This window comes from Mesorhizobium sp. WSM4308 (assembly GCF_002294905.1).
Classification (GTDB): Bacteria; Pseudomonadota; Alphaproteobacteria; order Rhizobiales; family Rhizobiaceae; genus Mesorhizobium.
In genome coordinates, this window is sequence record NZ_NSFW01000003.1 from 431,255 (window position 1) to 450,438 (window position 19,184).

At 62.2% G+C, this 19,184-nt stretch carries 17 protein-coding genes and 1 tRNA gene; 4 read left to right on the top strand and 14 right to left on the bottom strand.

Annotated elements, in window-relative coordinates:
* Window position 1: 1 nt before the first annotated feature.
* The 3 genes from CK227_RS07960 to rsfS all read right to left on the bottom strand — a co-directional run bounded on the left by CK227_RS07960 (window position 2) and on the right by rsfS (window position 2,509).
* Complete coding sequence (locus CK227_RS07960; RefSeq protein ID WP_095771994.1) at window positions 2-1,357, bottom strand: murein hydrolase activator EnvC; 1,356 nt, start codon at window positions 1,355-1,357, stop codon at window positions 2-4.
* Between the two features lie 206 nt (window positions 1,358-1,563).
* A complete protein-coding gene (rlmH, locus tag CK227_RS07965) occupies window positions 1,564-2,046 on the bottom strand; it encodes a 23S rRNA (pseudouridine(1915)-N(3))-methyltransferase RlmH (protein WP_095771993.1) in 483 nt (160 codons plus the stop codon).
* Between the two features lie 85 nt (window positions 2,047-2,131).
* Window positions 2,132-2,509 carry a ribosome silencing factor gene (rsfS, locus tag CK227_RS07975; RefSeq protein WP_010912111.1) on the bottom strand — a complete coding sequence of 126 codons (378 nt, stop codon included), beginning with the start codon at window positions 2,507-2,509 and terminating at the stop codon, window positions 2,132-2,134.
* A gap of 242 nt (window positions 2,510-2,751) precedes the next feature.
* Between rsfS and CK227_RS07980 the strand changes: the two genes are divergently transcribed.
* Window positions 2,752-3,603, top strand: a complete 852-nt coding sequence (locus CK227_RS07980) for a mechanosensitive ion channel domain-containing protein (RefSeq protein WP_095771992.1) — start codon at window positions 2,752-2,754, stop codon at window positions 3,601-3,603.
* A gap of 54 nt (window positions 3,604-3,657) precedes the next feature.
* Here CK227_RS07980 and CK227_RS07985 read toward each other — a convergent pair whose 3' ends face one another.
* The 5 genes from CK227_RS07985 to obgE form a co-directional block, all read right to left on the bottom strand.
* Entirely contained in the window at window positions 3,658-4,956 is a 1,299-nt protein-coding gene (locus CK227_RS07985; protein WP_095771991.1) for an MFS transporter, read from the bottom strand.
* Window positions 4,957-5,057: 101 nt separating this feature from the next.
* Window positions 5,058-5,645, bottom strand: a complete 588-nt coding sequence (locus CK227_RS07990; RefSeq protein WP_095771990.1) for a nicotinate-nucleotide adenylyltransferase — start codon at window positions 5,643-5,645, stop codon at window positions 5,058-5,060.
* Between the two features lie 72 nt (window positions 5,646-5,717).
* Window positions 5,718-7,004 (bottom strand): glutamate-5-semialdehyde dehydrogenase, encoded by a 1,287-nt coding sequence (locus tag CK227_RS07995; protein ID WP_095771989.1) that lies wholly within the window; start codon window positions 7,002-7,004, stop codon window positions 5,718-5,720.
* Between the two features lie 3 nt (window positions 7,005-7,007).
* Complete coding sequence (gene proB / locus CK227_RS08000; protein WP_095771988.1) at window positions 7,008-8,144, bottom strand: glutamate 5-kinase; 1,137 nt, start codon at window positions 8,142-8,144, stop codon at window positions 7,008-7,010.
* Window positions 8,145-8,148: 4 nt separating this feature from the next.
* Window positions 8,149-9,180: a GTPase ObgE gene (obgE, locus tag CK227_RS08005; protein WP_095771987.1), complete on the bottom strand. Its 1,032-nt coding sequence runs from the start codon at window positions 9,178-9,180 to the stop codon at window positions 8,149-8,151.
* A gap of 132 nt (window positions 9,181-9,312) precedes the next feature.
* Here obgE and CK227_RS08010 point away from each other — a divergent pair, with 132 nt between their 5' ends.
* Window positions 9,313-10,182: an endonuclease/exonuclease/phosphatase family protein gene (locus CK227_RS08010; RefSeq protein ID WP_095771986.1), complete on the top strand. Its 870-nt coding sequence runs from the start codon at window positions 9,313-9,315 to the stop codon at window positions 10,180-10,182.
* A gap of 9 nt (window positions 10,183-10,191) precedes the next feature.
* Here CK227_RS08010 and CK227_RS08015 read toward each other — a convergent pair whose 3' ends face one another.
* The 4 genes from CK227_RS08015 to CK227_RS08030 form a co-directional block, all read right to left on the bottom strand.
* Window positions 10,192-10,740, bottom strand: coding sequence for a GNAT family protein (locus tag CK227_RS08015; RefSeq protein WP_245318087.1), 549 nt, complete (start codon window positions 10,738-10,740; stop codon window positions 10,192-10,194).
* Between the two features lie 3 nt (window positions 10,741-10,743).
* Entirely contained in the window at window positions 10,744-11,331 is a 588-nt protein-coding gene (locus CK227_RS08020; RefSeq protein WP_179296388.1) for a GNAT family protein, read from the bottom strand.
* A gap of 120 nt (window positions 11,332-11,451) precedes the next feature.
* The gene (gene rpmA, locus CK227_RS08025) at window positions 11,452-11,721 is read right to left on the bottom strand and encodes a 50S ribosomal protein L27 (protein WP_095771984.1); all 270 of its coding nucleotides are present in this window, start codon (window positions 11,719-11,721) and stop codon (window positions 11,452-11,454) included.
* Between the two features lie 98 nt (window positions 11,722-11,819).
* A complete protein-coding gene (locus CK227_RS08030) occupies window positions 11,820-12,491 on the bottom strand; it encodes a 50S ribosomal protein L21 (RefSeq protein ID WP_095772323.1) in 672 nt (223 codons plus the stop codon).
* 416 nt (window positions 12,492-12,907) lie between these two features.
* Between CK227_RS08030 and CK227_RS08035 the strand changes: the two genes are divergently transcribed.
* Together CK227_RS08035 and CK227_RS08040 are read left to right on the top strand one after the other, a co-directional pair.
* Window positions 12,908-12,997, top strand: a tRNA-Ser gene (locus CK227_RS08035).
* Between the two features lie 114 nt (window positions 12,998-13,111).
* Window positions 13,112-14,434: an integrase gene (locus tag CK227_RS08040; RefSeq protein ID WP_063169217.1), complete on the top strand. Its 1,323-nt coding sequence runs from the start codon at window positions 13,112-13,114 to the stop codon at window positions 14,432-14,434.
* 1,453 nt (window positions 14,435-15,887) lie between these two features.
* On the opposite strand, the gene CK227_RS08045 is transcribed toward CK227_RS08040, so the two are convergent.
* Entirely contained in the window at window positions 15,888-17,789 is a 1,902-nt protein-coding gene (locus CK227_RS08045; RefSeq protein ID WP_082826564.1) for an EAL domain-containing protein, read from the bottom strand.
* 175 nt (window positions 17,790-17,964) lie between these two features.
* Window positions 17,965-19,146, bottom strand: a complete 1,182-nt coding sequence (gene ubiM / locus CK227_RS08050) for a 5-demethoxyubiquinol-8 5-hydroxylase UbiM (protein ID WP_024502870.1) — start codon at window positions 19,144-19,146, stop codon at window positions 17,965-17,967.
* Between the last annotated feature and the right edge of the window lie 38 nt (window positions 19,147-19,184).

The window sequence follows — 19,184 nt, forward strand, 5'->3', positions numbered from 1 at the left end:
TTCACGTCCTTCCAGAAAAACGGTCCGCCCACCATGGGGTCGGATCGACGGGTTTTCCATCCTTGCGGAACTCGACGTAGAGTTCCGGCGTGGCATTTCCATTCTTCGAAACCGAGGTGCTTGCCACCCGGGCCTCTCCCATCGCACCGACCGGCTCTCCTGCGAGCACTGACTGGCCAGTCACGACGCTGATTCTGCTCATCCCCGCCAGAACGACATGATAACCGTCGCCAGCATTGAGGATCAAGAGTTGACCATAGGAGCGAAACGGCCCCGCATAAAGCACATTCCCATCCGCCGGAGCGGTGACGATGGCTCCCGATTGTGTCGCAAGCATGTCGCCAAGCATCACCGCGCCATTACCGTCGTCCGCGCCAAACCGGCGTTTGATGCGGCCGGTGACCGGCAGCGCGATCTGCCCCTGCAGCGCCGAAAAGGGCGCGGTCGCGGTGAGCCGGTTGCCTTCGGGAACCGGCAGCGACGCCAACGATGCCGTTTTGTCGCTGTCCGTCTGAACGTCACCCGGCTGGCCCGCGGCGGCTGCCTTTGCGGCATCCGCGGCCTTGCGGGCCTTGTCGGCCTGCGCTTCGAGCGAGGCGATCAGGTCCTTCAGGCTGGAGGCCTTGGCCGCCAACTGCGCGGAACGCTGCTGTTCGGCCGCCATTTGCGCCTGCGTATCGGCCTCGAGCTTCTGCTTGGCTTCCAGCAGCATGCCGAGCCGCTTCTTTTCCGCCACCTGCTCGCCGACAGCGTCCGTCAGCCGCGCCCGCTCGGCCTCGATCGAGGCCGTCACCCGGGTCTGCTCCTTGAGGTCGGCCAGCAGGCTGTCGGTCTGCTGGCGCAATTCCGGCACCACGGCGCCGAGCAGGATGGCGCTGCGCACCGACGACAGCGCGTCCTCCGGCTTGACCAGGATCGCCGGCGGCGGGTTGAGCCCCATGCGCTGCAGCGCGCCCAGCACTTCGGCCAGCACATCGCGTCGCGCCATGAGCGAGCCGCGGATTTTCTGTTGCTGGTTCTTCAGCCCTTCCAGCTTGGCGCCGATATCCTCGATGTCCTGGCCAAGCTTCTGCTCGGTCATCGCCGACTGGATCAGCGCGGCGGTAATCGAGGCATGGTCCTTCTTGACCGCGGCGATATCGGCGGCGAGCTTGGCAAGCCGTTCGGACGACAGCGTTATTTCCTTGGAAACCTGCTCGTACTCGGCGCGGCTCTGGTCCGGATCGGGCGCCATGTCGAGCGTGTTTTCGGCCCGCGCCGAGTGGAGCGACAGGAACATCGCCACCGCAGCCATGCCGCAGCGCGCGCGCCAGGAGCCCCCTGTCGGGCCCGTTGTCGATTTCCAGCCCTCAAACATTCGCGATCTATACTATCCGCGGCTTCGTTAACGAACCATCAACCATGTTTGACCAGCCCGTCCCCGAATGGATGTTGCCCCAAGTGGTCCCCGTTTTGGGCAACGACATGCATCAAAACCACAGATTCTCAATCTAGCTCGGCATTGGGGCGGAAATCCGGGCAATGGGCGACGAATCACTGCTGATTGCAACTCTAGCGGCAGGCTCACGCGCGATGATAGGGGTGGCCGGAAAGGATCGTCGCCACTCGGTAGAGTTGCTCCCCCAGCATCACCCGCACCAGCTGATGCGGCCAGGTCAGCGCACCGAACGACAGCACCAGATCGGCCTGGTCGCGCAGCGGTGGATCGTGGCCGTCGGCGCCCCCTATGGCCAGAACCAGCGCCTTGCGCCCACCGTCGCGCAACTGCCCGATGCGATTGGCTAAATCCTGAGAGGAAAGGCTCTTGCCGCGCTCATCGAGCAGGATCAGCGCCGTGCCCGGCTGCAGCTGCGCCTGCAGTCGGGAGCCTTCGTCGCGCTGGCGCTCGATAGCGCTCTGCGCCCGGCCCTCGGTGATCTCGGTTATCCCGACAAATTCAAGCCCGACCGCCGGCCCGCTCTTGGCGAAGCGCTCGAAATAGCGGTCGGCCAACTCCCGCTCGGGGCCGGCTTTCATTCGGCCCACGGCATGAACTGAAATCTTCATCCTCGCCTCTATAAGCCGCTAATGCATGTCACCCAAAAGTGGGAAGCGGTTTTGGGGCAATGACATGCATCAAAACAAAGGCGGCTTAGTGGAGGGTCTCTTCCTCGAGATCCGGCGCCTGCCACATCTTTTCGAGATTGTAGAATTCGCGGACTTCGGGGCGGAAGACGTGGACGATGATGTCGCCCGAATCGATCAGGACCCAGTCGGCGCCGGACAGCCCCTCGACGCGCGCCGTGCCGAGGCCGGCATCCTTGAGCGCCTTGAGGAGATGGTCGGCGACAGCCGAGACATGCCGGTGCGATCGGCCCGACGCGACGACCATGTAGTCGCCGAGGCTCGATTTCCCCTGAATGTCGATTGAGACGATGTTTTCGGCCTTGGAGTCTTCCAGACTGGCAAGGACTGTGTTGATGGCGCGGGACACGGCGTCGTTTACGCTGATCCCGGCCGGCGAAGGCACGATGTCGGCCTTCTTCCGCAGTGCTGTTCTCAGTGTATTTCCTTTCGCAGCAAGAACAACCAAATCACCCCAAAAGCAGGTGACACCACTTAGATAGGCAGAGTTCCGTTGCAGTTTCAAGACGCAGTCACAACTGACGCGAACTCGCCGATTGCCAGCCTGTTCCATGCGGGGCGCAAAAAAGATCGGAACCCTGGCGTCTGGCATGGGTTATCGGCTGACCGACCAACCGGAAACCCGTCATGCCGATCGACCCACAAAACACGCTTCTCACAGTCCAGGCCGGCCTGGCGCAGCTCAGTACGCTGATTGTCTCCTATTCCTTCTCGGCCATCGGCGCCATCATCCTGCTGGTGGTCGGCTATATCGTCGCCGGCCTCGCCGAGCGCTCGATCTTTGCCGGCCTCGGCCATATCCACGGTTTCGACGCCACGCTGCGGCATTTCTTTTCCAAGATCGTCCGCTACGCCATCCTGATCCTGGTCGTCATCATGGTGCTCGGCCAATTCGGCGTGCAGACCGCCTCGATCATCGCCGCGATCGGCGCCATCGGCCTGGCCATCGGCCTGGCGCTGCAAGGCACGCTGCAGAACATCGCCGCCGGCATCATGCTTCTGGCGCTGCGGCCGTTCCGCATCGGCGAATCCGTCGAGGTCGGCGCCATTTCAGGGTCGATCGAGGAAATCGGTCTGTTCGCCACCAGGCTCAGGACCGCCGACGGCGTCTACATACTGGCGCCCAATTCGACGCTGTGGAACCAGCCGGTCCGCAACTTTTCGCGCAACGGGGTGCGCCGCTCCGACATCAGCCTGAGCATCGGCTCGTGGAACGACATCGACGGCGCCCAGAAGACATTGCTTGCCCTTGCCGGTGCCGACAAGCGCATCCGTCGTGAACCGGCGCCGATCGCCTTCGTGGCCAGCCTCGGTGATACGACCGTTTCGCTTACCTTGCGCTATTGGACCTCGGCGGCCGACTATTTCTCCACGAATATCGACATGACGAAGCGCGCAAAGCAGGCTTTCGACAGCGAGGGCATCTCCATCCCGCTGCCGCCGCCGGAAGCGCCTGCACAAGAGACCCGTAAGCAGTAAGCAGCCGCGAGGCGTCCAGAGCGCTTTCCCCCCGGCCGTGCGAAGGAAACCGGTTCAGTCCTTGGTCCGGCCTGCGGTCTCGTCCGGCGCATAAGCGAGTTCGACCGGCAGCGGCGCCTGTGCCGTCATCGGCGCGAAGCTGCCGGTGTCGGTGGCGGGTACCGCCTGTGTGGTGAACACACGCAACAGCACGAACAGGCAGAAGGCGCAGGCGATGACGACAGTAACATAGATGAAGGCCTGCGTGCCGAAGACGGCCGACAGCGCCGTGACGATACCCGGCACCACGAACCCGGCCAGCGACCAGGCGAACAGGAGCGAGCTGGACAGCGCCACCATGTCGTCCTTGCCGGCCCGGTCGGCGGCGTGCGCACTGGACAGCGAATAGATCGATTCCGAGGCGCCGTCCCACAAGACATAGATCACCAGCAGCGCCGGCAGCGCGCCGCCGTCGAAACCGAGCGCGAACATGCCGGCCACCGCGGCCAGCGCGGATGCCCCGATCAGCACGTAACGGCGATCGGTGCGGTCGGAAATCCAGCCGAAGGGAAGCTGCAGGATCAATGTGCCGAGCGGCATCACCGAAAGCAGCAACGCCACATCGGCCTGGCTGTAGCCCTTGGCCGTGGCATGGATCGGCGCGAAACCGGAAATCGACATCGACAGGCCGCCGACCGCCAGCATGCCGGCAACGCCGACCGGCGAAATCCGCCAGGCCCGGCGCAGCGCCACGGAGGCGGCCTGCGGCGCCGGTGGCTGCGCCAGCCGTGTCATGCCGACGGGCAGGATCGACAAAGCCGTGAAGGCAATACCGATCAACGGCGCGTCCGCGGTTTTGATGTCGACCAACGCCAGCGTCGCATAGCCGACGCCGAGCCCGGCGACATAGGCGACGTAGAAAAAGGCCATCACCCGGCCGCGTATGGTGTTGGCCACGGCATCGTTCAGCCAGCTCTGCGCGACGATGAACAGGCCGCATATGGCAAAGCCGTAGAGAGCACGCGCGCCGATCCACGGCACGGGATGCGGACCGGCGCCGATGGCCGCGTTGGACAGCGCGATCAGCGCAGACAGCACCATGAAGGCGCGGGCATGGCCGACCCTGCGCACCAGCGGCCCGGTCAGGATGCAGCCGGCAAGACCGCCGGCCGACAGGCCGGTGACGATCAGCCCGGCCCAGGTCGGATCGAAGCTTTCGACGCCGAGCCGGACCGGGATGTAGGCAAACATCAGCCCGTTGCCGATGGCGATCAGCGCCATCGACACGATGACACTGGCGATCGCGATCAGCGGCGTCGGCGCGCTGCTATGCTCCGGTTCGATTTTGGTATGGTGCTTCACGGGAGTGGCCATGTTCAGACACGATCGCCCATTCGGCGGCGAAAAGCCCCTGCAAAAACGACATCAGCGATCTTCCTTCTCCCGCAAGGGAAGAAGGAAGATCCGTGCAAGCCCTACCCCTTCGCCATCTTGCGGATCGCGCTTGACGACAGCGATGAGCGCGGGCCGTGGATGAAGGTCCAGGCCGGCGCCTTCATGTGGGCGAGCAGTGGCGCGTCGCCTTCGTCGATGCGGGCATAATCGAAGGTCTTGGCGACCACCGACGACAGGAACGACAGCGTCGCGCCCGGCCGGTCGATGACCGCGATGGGGAACGTCAGCACGATCTCGCGCCAGCGCTGCCAGCGGTGGAAATCGCGCAGACTGTCCGCGCCCATGATCCAGACGAAGTCGACACCCGGATTGCGCGCCTTGACCAGCGCCAGCGTGTCGGCGGTGTAGCGCACATGATGCGCCGCCTCGAAGGCGGTGATCTTGATCTTCGGGTTCTTGGCGATCTGCTCGGACAGTTGCAGCCGCTCGGCCAGCGGCGCCAATTCCCGCGTGCTCTTCAGCGGATTGCCCGGCGTCACCATCCACCACAGCTGGTCGAGCGCCAGGCGCCTCAGCGCGATCTCGGCGACCAGTGCATGGCCCGCATGCGGCGGATTGAACGAGCCGCCGAACAGGCCGACGGCCAGGCCTTTCTCGGCATGCGGCATTTTCAGGTAGGCGGAGGGCACTGGCGGTCCGGAAGATGCCAGCATCGCCTCAGGCTCTGACAACGAGAAGCTTCAAGGCCTCACCTGTCCCGACCCGCGCACGCGATATTTGAACGAGGTCAGCTGCTCGACGCCGACCGGCCCGCGCGCATGCATCTTGCCGGTGGCGATGCCGATCTCGGCGCCCATGCCGAACTCGCCGCCATCGGCGAACTGCGTCGAGGCATTGTGCAGCAGGATCGCCGAATCGATCTCGTTGAAGAACCGCTCCACGGCTTTCGGATCCTCGGCGATAATCGCCTCGGTGTGATGCGAGGAGAAGGTCTCGATATGCTCGATCGCGCCACCGATGCCGTCGACCAGCTTCACCGCGATGATGGCGTCGAGATATTCGGTCACCCAGTCGGCATCGGTCGCCGGCTTGGCGTCGAAAAACACCTTCAGCACCTCTTGATCGGCATGGATCTCGCAGCCGGCGGCGCGGAGCGCATCGAGGATCGGCACCAGATGCGTGGACGCCACCGCGCGGTCGACCAGCAGCGTCTCGGCCGCGCCGCAGACGCCGGTGCGCCGCATCTTGGCGTTGACGGCGATCTTGACCGCCATGTCGAGGTCGGCGGAGCGGTCGATGTAGAGGTGGCAGATGCCTTCGAGATGGGCGAAGACCGGCACGCGCGCCTCGCTCTGCACCCGCCCGACCAGGCTTTTGCCGCCGCGCGGGATGATGACGTCGAGCGCACCATCGAGCCCCTTCAGCATCTCGCCGACGGCGGCGCGATCGGTGGTCGGCACCAGTTGGATGGCGTCATCCGGCAGGCCGGCGGCCTTCAGGCCCTCGACCAGGCAGGCATGGATGGCAGCGGACGAATTGAGCGAATCCGAACCGCCGCGCAGGATCACCGGATTGCCTGCCTTGAGGCAGAGCGCACCGGCATCGGCCGTCACGTTCGGGCGGCTCTCATAGATGACGCCGACGACGCCGAGCGGCGTCCGTACGCGCTCGATCCGCAGGCCATTCGGCCGTTCCCATGCGGCGATCACGTCGCCGACCGGATCGTTGAGTTCAGCGATTTCGCGGATGCCGTCGGCCATGGCACGGATGCGCGCCGGATTGAGCTTCAGCCGGTCCATGAAGGAGGCGGAAAGCCCTGACTCCTGGCCATTCGAGATGTCGATGGCGTTGGCGTCGAGAATGTCCTGTTGCCCGGCGACGATCGCCTCTGCCATGGCAAGCAGCGCGGCGTTCTTGGCGGCGGTGGCGGCGATGGCCAGCGGTCGGGCGGCGGCGCGGGCGCGGCGGCCGATATCGGCCATCAGCGCCACGGTGTCATCCCCGGATTTTTCATGCAGCTTCAGCATGGCTCATCCTCCGCTTATGTCGCCTCCCGCGTGACTCACCACGAGATCATCGCGGTGGATCATCGCCGAACGCGCTTCGTAACCGAGCACGGTTTCGATCTCGGCCGTCTTCAGGCCTGCGATCCTTACGGCATCGGCGGCATCATAGGCAACCAGCCCGCGCGCGATCTCGCGGCCCTCGGGCGACAGGATCGCCACCGTATCGCCGCGCGAAAAATTGCCGCTGACCAGTTTGACGCCGGCCGGCAGCAGCGATTTGCCCGATGCCAGCGCACCGACGGCGCCGGCGTCGACCGTCAGCCGGCCGGCCGGTTCGAGCTGGCCGGCGATCCAGGTCTTGTAGCCCTTGACCGGATTGGCGCTCGGCCGGAAGAAGGTGGCGCGTTCTCCGCGCTCGATCGCCATCAGCGGCGACAGCCGCGTGCCCGAGGTGATGATCATCGCCGTGCCGGCGGCGGTGGCGATCTTGCCGGCATCGAGCTTGGTGCGCATGCCGCCGCGCGACAGTTCGGAGGCGGCAGCCCCCGCCATCGCCTCGATGTCTGATGTGATGCGGTCGACCACCGGAATGAACTTGGCTTGGGGGTCGCGCACCGGCGGCGCGGTGTAGAGCCCGTCAATATCGGAGAGCAGCACCAGGAGGTCGGCGCCCATCATGGTGGCAACGCGCGCGGCCAGCCGGTCATTGTCGCCATAGCGGATTTCTGAGGTGGCCACCGTGTCGTTCTCGTTGATGACCGGCACCGCCTTCATCTTGAGCAATGTCGAGATCGTCGCCCGCGCATTGAGATAGCGGCGGCGCTCCTCCGTGTCGCCAAGCGTCAGAAGAATCTGGCCCGACTTCAGGGCGCCCCTGCCGAGCGCATCCGACCAGGCGCCGGCGAGCGCGATCTGTCCGACCGCCGCCGCCGCCTGGCTTTCCTCGAGCTTCAGCGCCCGCTTGCCGAGGCCAAGGATGGTGCGGCCAAGCGCAATGGCGCCGGAGGAGACGACGAGGATTTCGGCGCCACCCTGGGCAAGCACCGCGATGTCGTCGGCGAGCGAGTCCAGCCAGTCGCGCTTCAGGCCGCTCGCCCGGTCGACGAGCAGCGCCGAGCCGATCTTGACGGTGATGCGCCGGTATTTTTTCAGCGACTGCATGGCCTTACTTTTCCCAGCGCGTCTCGACCGGCGCGGCAATCTGCGCCCGCGCCTCGGCAACGACGGCCATCAGCGCCCGAAGCACCGCCTCCACGCCTTCGCCGGTGACGGCGGACAGCAGCATCGGCGCCCGGCCCGCGGCGCGCTTCAGCGAGGCGACCTTCTTCTTGCGTTCATCGGCATCGAGCGTGTCGACCTGGCTGAGCGCCAGGATCTCGGCCTTTTCGGTCAGGCCGTGGCCATAGGCCTCGAGCTCGGCGCGCACGGTCTTGTAGGCCTTGCCCGGATTTTCCTCCTGCGCCGAAACCAGGTGCAACAGCACGCGCGTGCGCTCGACATGGCCGAGGAAACGGTCGCCGATGCCGACGCCCTCATGCGCGCCCTCGATGAGGCCCGGAATGTCGGCAATGACGAATTCGCGCGCATCGATGCGCGCGACGCCGAGGCCGGGATGCAGCGTCGTGAAGGGATAATCGGCGATCTTCGGCTTGGCCGCGGTGACGGCGGCCAGGAAGGTCGACTTGCCGGCATTGGGCAGCCCGACCAGCCCGGCATCGGCGATCAGCTTCAGCCGCAGCCAGATGTTGAGTTCTTCGCCGGGAAGGCCGGGATTGGCGCGGCGCGGCGCCTGGTTGGTCGAGGTCTTGAAATGCTGGTTGCCGAAGCCGCCATTGCCGCCCTTGGCGAGCAGGAAGCGCTGGCCGACCACGGTGAGGTCGCAGATCAGCGTCTCATTGTCTTCCTCGAACACCTGCGTTCCGGCCGGCACTTTCAGCGTCACGTCGGCGCCCTTGGCGCCGGTCATGTTGCGGCCCATGCCGTGGACGCCGGTCTTGGCCTTGAAATGCTGCTGGTAGCGATAATCGATCAGCGTGTTCAGCCCGTCGACCGCTTCCAGCCAGACATCGCCGCCGCGGCCGCCATCGCCGCCGTCCGGCCCGCCGAACTCGATGAATTTCTCGCGCCGGAACGACACCGAACCGGCGCCCCCGTCACCCGAGCGGACATAGACCTTGGCTTGATCGAGAAATTTCATGGGATTGCAGTTTCTTTTATTGGCCTTGCGGCATTGCTCTAAACCTTGGGCCTTGCTCTAAACCAAGGCGCGGTCAAGGGCGAGACCGTTTTATGACAATGGCCGCGTGGGGTCGGCCGGAGACATGTCGGGATGAAACTTGTAACCTACAACATCCAGTACGGCATCGGCCTTGATGGACAATACGATGTCGCCCGCATTGCCGACACGGTGTGCGGTGCCGATGTGATCGCGCTGCAGGAGGTCACCCGCAACAATCCAAGGAACGGCGGGCGCGACATGGTCGCCGAGATCGGCGAGGCGCTGCCCGACTATTTCGCCGTCTATGGCAGCAATTTCGAGGCCAATATCGGCTCGCGCATCGAGAACGGCCGCGCCATCACCACCACCTTCCAGCTCGGCAACATGATGCTGTCGAAGACGCCCATTCATCTGTCGCGCAACCTGCTTTTGCCGCGCAGCCGCAGCTTCGAGATGATGAATTTCCAGCGCGGCGCGCTGGAGGCGCTGATCGAGACGCCGCTTGGTTTCATCCGTTTCTATTCCATCCATCTCGATCACCGCAGCCCGGTCGAACGCGCCAGGCAGATCCAGTTCCTGCGCCGGCGCCTGTTGAACTATGCGCTCGAAGGCGGCGCATTGTCCGGCGTCGCCGAGATCGGCCTGCCGGAACTGCCCCATCCCGAGGCCTTTGTCGCCATGGGCGATTTCAACATGCTGGCCGGCTCGCCCGAATATGTCGAACTCGCCGGCCGGCCGGACCATGAATTCGGCATGCCGCTGACCGCCGACTTCGCCGTTGACGCCGCCGTGCGCCTCGATGTCACCGGCGACGATCTCGCCAGCTGGGTCGACCCCAAGGACCCGGCAAACACCAGCCGCCACAAGCGCATCGACTACGTCTTCACCAGCGCCTCGCTGGCCCGATCGCTGCAGCGCCTGTGGGTCGACCGGCAGGCAACCGGTTCGGACCATCTGCCGGTATGGGCCGAACTGGGCTGACGCACCTCATCAGGCTGCGTTTTCGCGTTCGACGATCGCCATCATGATCGTATCGCCGTATTGCCCGTCGATATGGATAGCGTCGCGCTGCAGACCCTCCCTGACAAACCCGACCTTGTCGTAAAGAGCGATGGCGCGGGCATTGTCGGCGTGTACGAACAGCTCGACGCGGACAAGGCCCACCTTGCGTGCCTGCGCCAAGGTCGCATTGATAAGCCTCAGTCCGAGGCCACGCCCGCGATGGGAAGTAACAATCCCCATTCCAAGGCTGCCGCGATGCGCATGGATGAGCCGGTCATGGCGTGAGATATCGCACCAGCCGACAACCTCGCCGCGAACAACGGCCACGAAACCTGGATCTCCGGCCGCGATACGGTCCAATACGAAGCGCCGCGTTTGATCCAGTGGCGGCGCCTCGAGGAAGGACAGGTACTTCCGCTCACGCGCAACGAGATCGAGCGCGCGATGAAAACTGTCGATGTGATCCGGCGTTATCGGCGCGATCGCGATCGTTTCGACATCGTTGCTGTCATCGACCATTGGCTTGCCCGGCGCCATTCATCAAAAATGCACCCAGTTGCGCAGGCTCGTCCACGTCTTCCTGTCGAGCCTGTAACGCTCGACCGGCACCTGGCCGGCGACGATCGAATTCAGCATGCCCTGCCCGGCATACTGGAAGCCGCACTTGTGGATGACCCGGCGCGAGGCCGGATTGATCACCCGCGTCGAGGCATGCAGCACCTGGACCGACGTCTGCTGGAAGGCGAGGTCGACCAGCGCGTGGGCGGCTTCCGTCGCATAGCCGCGCTTCCAGTAGGGTTCGCCGATCCAGTAGCCGAGCTCCAGCCCGCGATCGGTGGTGTTGAGCCCCGCGCAGCCGACGAACGTGTCGGTGCCGGCCAGCGTCAAGGCGTAGGCGATGCCGGCGCGGCGCGACCGTGTCATGGCCAGGAATGCGCGGGCCTCGGCCTCACCATAGGGGTGCGGCATGCGCGCCAGCATCTCGGCGACGTGACGGTTGTCGGCAAGCTCGACCAGTTGCGCGATGTCGCTCTCGCGCGGCGCCCGCATCACCAGCCGCTCGGTGGCCAGCACCGGGCAGTCTATCGCGTAACTTTCGTCTTCTGAGTCTTCCGCTTCGGCAACCATTTCAAAGTCCTCCAGGCACAAGAAAAAGGGGAGATGGAAACCCATCTCCCCTGATCCTTTTCCTGGCGTTGCCAGACACCGGTTCCCGAGATGGGTGCCGGTGTTCTAGTGCGGAACCGGCTACTCCGCGGCTTTGGCGATCGGATTGACCGATACGTAGGTTCGGCCGTTGGCTTTCTTGTTGAAGGTGACCGCGCCTGATTCGAGCGCGAAAAGCGTATGGTCCGTGCCCATGCCGACATTGACGCCGGGATGCCACGTGGTGCCGCGTTGACGAATGATGATGTTGCCCGGGATGACGGCTTCGCCGCCGAACTTCTTCACGCCCAGACGCTTGGAATGCGAGTCGCGACCGTTGCGCGACGAGCCGCCAGCTTTCTTGTGTGCCATCTAACTAACTCCGTTGCGCCGCAAGGCGCCTAAAAGGCCTTATGAACGCGTTCGCGTTCCGTTTCAAGTCCGATCCGGCGGATGTTTCGCCGGAAAAATTACTTCTTCGCCAGTTCCTTGGCCTGCTCGCGCCAGTCCTTGATCTGGTCGGCGCTAAACGGCATGTGCTCGTCGATCTTGGCGACATCCTTGTCGGTCAGCTTGGCGAGTTGCGCGAAGGTGATGATGCCCTGCTCGTTGAGGTCCTTGGCGGCGACCGGGCCGATGCCCTTGATCACGGTCAGGTCGTCCGGCTCGCCCTTCGGCGCCTTGAACAGCGGCGCGGCGGCCGTCTCGGCCGTCACTTCCGCCTTGGGGGCGGCTTCCTTCTTGGCCTTGGCCTCCTTCGGCGCGGCGTCGGCAGCAACCTCGGCCTTGGCTTCCGCCTTCACGGCGGCCTTCTTGGCCGGCTTGGCGCCACCCAGCAGGATCTCGGCGATCCGCACGGTGGTCAAAAGCTGGCGATGGCCGATCTTGCGGCGCGAGTTCTGGCGGCGGCGCTTCTTGAAAGCGATGACCGTGCGGTTCTTGCCCTGCTCGACGACTTCGGCCGTGACCAGAGCGCCATCGACGAACGGCGCGCCGAACGTGACATTCTCGCCCTCGCCATGCGCGAGCACGTGGCCGATCTCGACGATATCGCCGACATTGGCTTCGACTTTTTCGATCTTCAGGAGATCGTTGGCGGCAACGCGATACTGCTTACCGCCCGTTTTAATGACTGCGAACATTTTTTGCCTTTCGCTGTTCGGTCGGCCTTGATGAACCGCCTGAGGCGATTCGGCCGTCTTTTTGTCAGTCTGCGGGTTCAAAAAACAAGCGGCGCGGAAGAACCCTCCACGCCGATTGCGCGCTGTCCCTAACCGAAGGTTGCGCAGGAGTCAAGGCAACAGCCGTTGCCGGGACAGTCATTGACCGGCAAGGACCAGGCATGTCGACATGACCGCCCGGCGTCGCCGTCGCCCGGCGGCGAGGATGCGTGGTTGGCCCGTGAAACGGCGTGGGCTCGCCTGCAAAGACCTGCTCTGTTTCAGTCGCTTGTCCCGCAGGCCGGACGACAAGCCAAATATCGGTGGATTTGGCCTTGTAACCTGCCCCTTCAGCCGTTATCTAGTGCGCCGCGCCGGCAACGGCCGACCATGACCGCGGAGAGGTGGCAGAGTGGTCGAATGCACCGCACTCGAAATGCGGCATGGGTGCAAGCCCATCGGGGGTTCGAATCCCTCCCTCTCCGCCATTTAGCTTCCATAAAAATCCTTTCCTTTCAAAAGCTTCCTTGTTGCGCTTGACCAGCACGAAGCGAAACATATCTTAGACTGTGTAACAAACTGTGTAACATTAGAGAAAGATAATGCGACGTTCCGCAGCGCCAAAGCCGCATAAACGTGAAGGCATCTGGTATCTCGTCCGCAGGGTGCCGAAGGAATTCGCGGCGTTTGATCGCCGCTGCCTAGTACGCATTTCCACGGGCGTCGCCGTGGCTGACGATCCCCGCGGTGTACGGGCGCGAGATGCAGTGCAAAGCCTCGGCGCGGGGCTGGAGGCGTATTGGCGTAGACTGCGGGAAGGCCAATCCGCCGAGGCGGGGCTGCGTTTCGAAGCCGCGAGGAAGCGCGCGCGGTCATTTGGATTGGCCTATCGCACTAACGAGGAACTAGCAGCGGGGCCGCTCGACGAACTCATGGCCCGTATCAAGCTGCTCCTCGACAAAAAATCGATCGAGGACGCGCAGGACGTCTCGGCCGTCATGGGTGGGGAGAAGCGGCCAGCGGTCCGCCTGAGCGGTCTTATCAAGGAATTCGAGACGATCGAGCAACAGAACTTGCTGACCATGTCGCCCAACCAAATCAAGAAATGGCGTAACCCCAAAAAGCGCGCAGTTGCCAATCTGGTTGGAGTCATTGGCGACAAGGAGATCGCAAGCCTCACTCGGGACGACGCAATCGCGTTCCGCGAGTGGTGGCAAAAGCGGATCGTTGAGGATGGACTTGATATCGGTACGGCCAACAAGGACATCGGCCATGTTTCGAAAATGCTGCGCGTCGTCGATCTGACTCACCAGCTCAAGCTGGAGCCGGTTTTTCGAAACCTGCGTCTTTCCGGCGCCGTCCCCGGGCAACGCGCTGCGTTCACAGCGGAGTTCATTCAGGAGAAGATACTCGCTGAAGGCGCGCTCGACGGACTCAATGACGAAGCCCGCCATCTAATCTATGTGATTGCCGATACCGGACTCAGGCTTTCTGAAGCGGCAAACCTCACCACCGAAACAATCCACCTCGATCGAGAAATCCCGCATGTGCGGGTGCGCCCCAATGGCCGTCGCTTGAAGACCGGTCATTCAGCCCGTGACATTCCCTTGGTTGGCGGCGCACTTGCAGCCATCAAGCTCCATCCGGACGGCTTTCCTCGTTATCGCGACAAGGCCGCGTCACTTTCAGCGCTCGTCAACAAGGTGCTCGCCAGCAAGGAACTTCTGCCGACTTCCGAGCATAGTCTTTATAGCCTGCGACACACTTTCGAGGACCGGCTGACGGCAGTTGAGGCGCCGGAGAAGGTAATTGCTTCTCTGATGGGCCACAAATGGATCCGGCCCAAATACGGCGCGGGACCTTCGTTAGCGCAAAAGCGCGAGTGGCTCCAAAAAATCGCTTTTACCCCGCCCGGGCGAATGTGATTGCGGCGCCATCCAGGCCTTGAGAACCAACCTCACGGCTCCAGCTGTCCGAGCCATTTAGGTTGAGCGTGGCCAGCACGCGCTGCGCTCGCTCGCGATTTCCGAGCTTCCGCCGCATTTGTTCGACCTCGTATTCCAGCCTTTCGAAGGTCGGTATATAGGCATCTCCATGCCGGATGACCAAGTAGGCGGCAACAGCTAGACACCATTCTAGCTCCGTGGCCGATGGATCGGAAAAAGGGGCGACGCCATACCAAGACGAGCAACGCCTCTCGAGGGCTTCCGAACTAGGCAAACGGCCAGCATGTGGCATGGGAAAGAAACCTATGCCTGATCGACGAACCTAAAGTGCTCACGAAGCTTGACCGGTACGCGGGCCATCGGAGGGTTCTGCCTAAAACCGCCAAAAATTTTGAAACACCCATTCATCCGGCTCGAATTCAAAGGGATCGGCGATTTTTGGGTTATGGCTTGCAAGCATAGTTCAGCCCAGACAAGAACGCCTGATATCTTGTCGTGCACTGTCACCCTGCCAAATATGGTGCCGGCGACAACGGCAGTTTGGCGAGCAGAAGAATTCCCGAGACTGAGACGTTCTACGGCTTGGCCCATGTTCGCGCTCCTCCTCGATTGGAGACAGGATGGGCCATATGGAAGCGAATAAAAGGAGGTTGGTGACGAGTCTCGGTAGTGGAGTAGAAACGGGTGGAAAAGCTTGCGCTATTCGCCATCGGCGCCGCTAAGCGCATTTGAGAGAAGGGGCAGCGATCGCCAAGAGATGACGTCCGATCGCAAGCCGGCTAGAAATGCGACAGTGACGCGCCTTTTTTGGCACGACCTTAGCACCCGATCGGGCCTCAGCTGGTCGTCGTTGCGCAGCCGATCGGGTGCGATTTTTATAAAGCTCTCTTGGCTTTAGCTTTGAGAGCCCGTCATCGAGACAAATGCAAGGGAACGGTCCGCCCCCTGGGGACATTCGACATGCCGTGGCAGCTTCCTATGGTGAGCCAGCGCATTCCGATACACGTTTTCCGCGCTCTACCGTTGCTCCAGCACCTGTGCTGAGGCTGAGCGCTTGATCAGGACCCGACCGCTGCTGTTGCGGGATGGTGACTGGGTTGAGGTCGCGAAGACCTTGACCGCGGGTACGTTGTTCATCCCGATGAGCGCTGAGCCGAGAAGCAGCCAAGAACGCTTCCCGTAATCGAATCCTACGGGAACCGCGAAACCAGCGTCCAAAGGACGCAATTCTCCGACGTCGTTCACTCAAGCTCATCTCGCAACTTGAACGCTTGTATGAAGCCGCTGCATGTGCGCCGGTGGACCGGATTGCTGCTATCCAAACCACGTGCTCAGTTTCGCCCCCGTAATAACTCTACCGTCCGAAACGGCTTTCGCGCGTCAGGTCCACCCCACATGAAAGTTCCGCGAGCAGCACGGACGGAGAGGCCGGTCACAACTCCTTCGCGTGCTCTTTTACTACCGAATCAAGTGCCAAATGGAGAGGCACTGCCTTAGAGAACAGGAAGCCCTGCGCGGTTCTGCAGCCAAGCTTGTACAGAGTTTGCCGATCTGCCTCTGTTTCAACGCCCTCGGCCATGACCTCGATCCCGAGCGTCCTACCAAGATCAATCACCGCTTTGACAAGCAGCCGATTCTCCCGGGACTTGGCTAAGCCGCGAACGAAGCCCTGATCTATTTTCACCTTCCTGATCCGACTGTCCTTGAGCGATGCCAACGTCGAAAAACCGGTGCCGAAGTCATCGAGCGCGATAGAAATGCCAGCATGTGAAAGCCGGGCGAGCTTTTCATCCACTCTGTCCGGATCCACTGGGGCTTCTTCGGTAATCTCGATGTCGAACATCGTTGCAGGGAGGTCTTTTGCCGCCAGACCATTAAGAATCATCTCGTCAATATCGCCAGCTTCCAACTCGCACGGTGAAACATTCATCGCCACACGAACATCACGACGGTCAGCTTTGACCAAGCCCTCGATAAGAGCGCAACAGTCGGCGAATACCGTTTGAGTTAGCAGCTGAAGCATTCCAGTTTCGCGTGCCGCTGTCATGATCTCGGGCGGAGAAATGGGACCGTGAAGCGGGTGAGACCATCTTAGCAAGGCTTCAAAACTGACGACGGCTTCAGTTTCGAGTCTTACGATTGGCTGAAACCAAGCGACCAAGCTTCTCATCGTTATCGCCGAATGAAGATCGCGTTCGATTGACTGGCGGCGTTGCAACTCCCGGGCTAGCTCGGCATCGAACAGACAAAATTCATTCCTGCCGCGGCGCTTAGCTGTGTAAAGGGCGATGTCGGCCCGCAACAACATTTCCGTTAGTCCGGGGTTTTCAGCCAAGTAGATTCCTATAGACGCTCCAATGCGGACTGATGCGATCCCAGGATAGGGGCGAGCAAGCTTGGCTATGAGATTGGACGCGAGATTGGTGGGAGAAGGAGAATTCTTTCGCGAAGAAAAAACCAGCACGAATTCATCCCCACCGATGCGGGCGAGCGTTGAGCCCTCCGGTGCTTCTTCCTCTATTCGGCGGGCGATCCTGGCAAGCAGCTCGTCACCCGTTCTGTGACCGTAGGTATCGTTGACAGATTTGAACCCGTCCAGATCAATCAGCATGGCCACAAAGGGTCCATCGGTGTTCTCAAACTGATCGATTGCATGTTCGAGGCCCCGCCTGTTGAGGAGCGCGGTAAGATGGTCCTCCCTGGAATTGCGCTCCATTTCCGCGGCAAGCCGCTCGGCTTGATGTCTCAGGCGGCTCGCGTCACGGAAGCGCGCTTGTCCAACGAACGAGGATCGAACCAGGCCGCCCTCGAAAAGCAGGACGGCAAAAGCCAGAATGTAGTTTTCCGGGGCTCCCTTCGTCAGCAAACATGCGGCGGCAATGAGGAGTGGCGGTGTGATGAAGCATATCGCTGCCGCAGCATATGAGCTGCCGTACGTGACCGCGCCAGCTGAAATGCCCGCCAGAATTATTAGATGCAGCGATGCTTGAGACGTCGTGTATCCAGCCGTTAGGACGGCAAGGAATGACCAGGTGAATCCCGCCAGAAGAGCAAGCCTGCCAAACCAGCGAAGCCGCAGCCAAACCCGTGTCAGATCATCCTGGACTCCGGGTTCCTTCAGCTGATGACGGGCGAGTGCAAGGCGGGCGGCATTTATCGCATTAACGACCGAAAACCAGGCCGCGCCAGCAAGACCGTTCCCGGAAAGGGCCTGCACGGTCAAAATCAGCCCGGACAGCACAATGCTTATCGGCATTGAGACGAAAAGGCCTGCCCTCAGATCAGCGAGCTGGTCCTGAAGGATTCTCGCCTCCAGCGGATCTTCTTTTTCCAAGGCTGGACGGGTCAGCTTGCTTACTCCTGCTTGTCCGCAGCCTATGCAGCCCCCCTGAAGGACGGGTTAATTCTTCAATCGGAGATCAGCGTCGGGGAGCAGGATTACTCCGGTGCATCATGCACTCTCTCATCGCTCGCCCAGCACGCGCAAAAATGCGACTGCTGGTGCAGTATCACCGCTGGAGCTCCGCCGAAATCCCATGCCGGACAAGGGGAACATGTTGGGCAAAGCGAAGCCCCAGATGCCTTGCAAGCCGTGCCGCCAGGTGGTCTCTGGAGTAGAGTCCAACCAATATGTTCGTTGCATGGTAGAGCGGCGCCGCCGACAGGCGCAGCCGCCTTTCGTATATATGCAGCATGTCGGGGTCGCCAACATTGCGGCCGTCGCGGCACGCAGTCATGATTCCACGGGCGAGTTGCTTCTGGCTGCTGAGACCGATGTTGAATCCGTGAGCGGTCACCGGGTGCATGCCGATGGCAGCGTCGCCGATGAGTGCGGCGCTCGGCGCCCGGAATTTGTGCGCCCAGGTCGTGACCAGCGGATAGGTGTGGCGCTTGCTTGCCAAGGTCATTTTTCCAAGGCGCCCTCGACACCGTTTCGTCAACTCCGACAGGAACAAATCATCATCGAAGGCAAGCAGTCTATAGGCCTCGTTTGAGCGCAATGTGAGCAGCAGCGACGACATGCCCTCCGCGAGGGGCAATATCGCTATCGTCTGATGGTGATCGAACCATTCGATGGCGATCTGGTGGTGGGCGCGCTCGTGCCTCACTCGGCAAATCAGCATCGAGTGGCCAAGCCGGTTGATATCGGCGCCGATGCCTAGCAGATCACGCGTGGCGGACAAACGCGAATCCGCGGCAACAACCAGCCGAGCAGTTAAACGCGCGCCATTAGAGAGCGTTACGACTGCTCCTTCTTGGCTGTTTGTTGCATCGACGACCGAGTGGCCGCACAACAGCCGGGCGCGATCCTGCAAGCGGACGATTTTGAACAGCGCCTCGCGGATCCGGCAATTTGGAACCAAAACCCCCAGCGGTTCTCCAGAGTTGCTGGGAGGATCGAAACGAAGAGCGAATGCGCTCGAGCCGTTGAGCACGCGCGCGCCTTGAAGTGCTGATTTGTCCGAAGCCGGGATGACATCCCAGGCGCCGAGCTCGCGAAGGGTTCTGATCGAAGCGTTGGTCAGCGCGATTTCGCGACCATCGAAAGCCGGATTCGCCAGACTATCGAATGTGTTCTGTTCAACAACTGCCACCTTGAGTTCGCTTTGGGCAAGCGACGCAGCGAACGAAAGGCCGACCGGGCCGGCTCCAACGACAACGATGTCAAAATTATCGTCAGAGCCCATCAGCGTGCCGCCATCCGGTCGCCTATCCTCGTGTAACGGTG

What these genes read in the sequence shown, in the direction of transcription:
- CK227_RS07960 (WP_095771994.1), bottom strand. Translation starts at nt 1,357, where the DNA reads ATGTTTGAGGGCTGGAAATCGACAACGGGCCCGACAGGGGGCTCCTGG.
- rlmH (WP_095771993.1), bottom strand. Translation starts at nt 2,046, where the DNA reads ATGAAGATTTCAGTTCATGCCGTGGGCCGAATGAAAGCCGGCCCCGAG.
- CK227_RS07980 (WP_095771992.1), top strand. Translation starts at nt 2,752, where the DNA reads ATGCCGATCGACCCACAAAACACGCTTCTCACAGTCCAGGCCGGCCTG.
- CK227_RS07985 (WP_095771991.1), bottom strand. Translation starts at nt 4,956, where the DNA reads ATGGCCACTCCCGTGAAGCACCATACCAAAATCGAACCGGAGCATAGC.
- CK227_RS07990 (WP_095771990.1), bottom strand. Translation starts at nt 5,645, where the DNA reads ATGCCGCATGCCGAGAAAGGCCTGGCCGTCGGCCTGTTCGGCGGCTCG.
- CK227_RS07995 (WP_095771989.1), bottom strand. Translation starts at nt 7,004, where the DNA reads ATGCTGAAGCTGCATGAAAAATCCGGGGATGACACCGTGGCGCTGATG.
- proB (WP_095771988.1), bottom strand. Translation starts at nt 8,144, where the DNA reads ATGCAGTCGCTGAAAAAATACCGGCGCATCACCGTCAAGATCGGCTCG.
- obgE (WP_095771987.1), bottom strand. Translation starts at nt 9,180, where the DNA reads ATGAAATTTCTCGATCAAGCCAAGGTCTATGTCCGCTCGGGTGACGGG.
- CK227_RS08010 (WP_095771986.1), top strand. Translation starts at nt 9,313, where the DNA reads ATGAAACTTGTAACCTACAACATCCAGTACGGCATCGGCCTTGATGGA.
- CK227_RS08015 (WP_245318087.1), bottom strand. Translation starts at nt 10,740, where the DNA reads ATGGCGCCGGGCAAGCCAATGGTCGATGACAGCAACGATGTCGAAACG.
- CK227_RS08020 (WP_179296388.1), bottom strand. Translation starts at nt 11,331, where the DNA reads ATGGTTGCCGAAGCGGAAGACTCAGAAGACGAAAGTTACGCGATAGAC.
- rpmA (WP_095771984.1), bottom strand. Translation starts at nt 11,721, where the DNA reads ATGGCACACAAGAAAGCTGGCGGCTCGTCGCGCAACGGTCGCGACTCG.
- CK227_RS08030 (WP_095772323.1), bottom strand. Translation starts at nt 12,491, where the DNA reads ATGTTCGCAGTCATTAAAACGGGCGGTAAGCAGTATCGCGTTGCCGCC.
- CK227_RS08040 (WP_063169217.1), top strand. Translation starts at nt 13,112, where the DNA reads ATGCGACGTTCCGCAGCGCCAAAGCCGCATAAACGTGAAGGCATCTGG.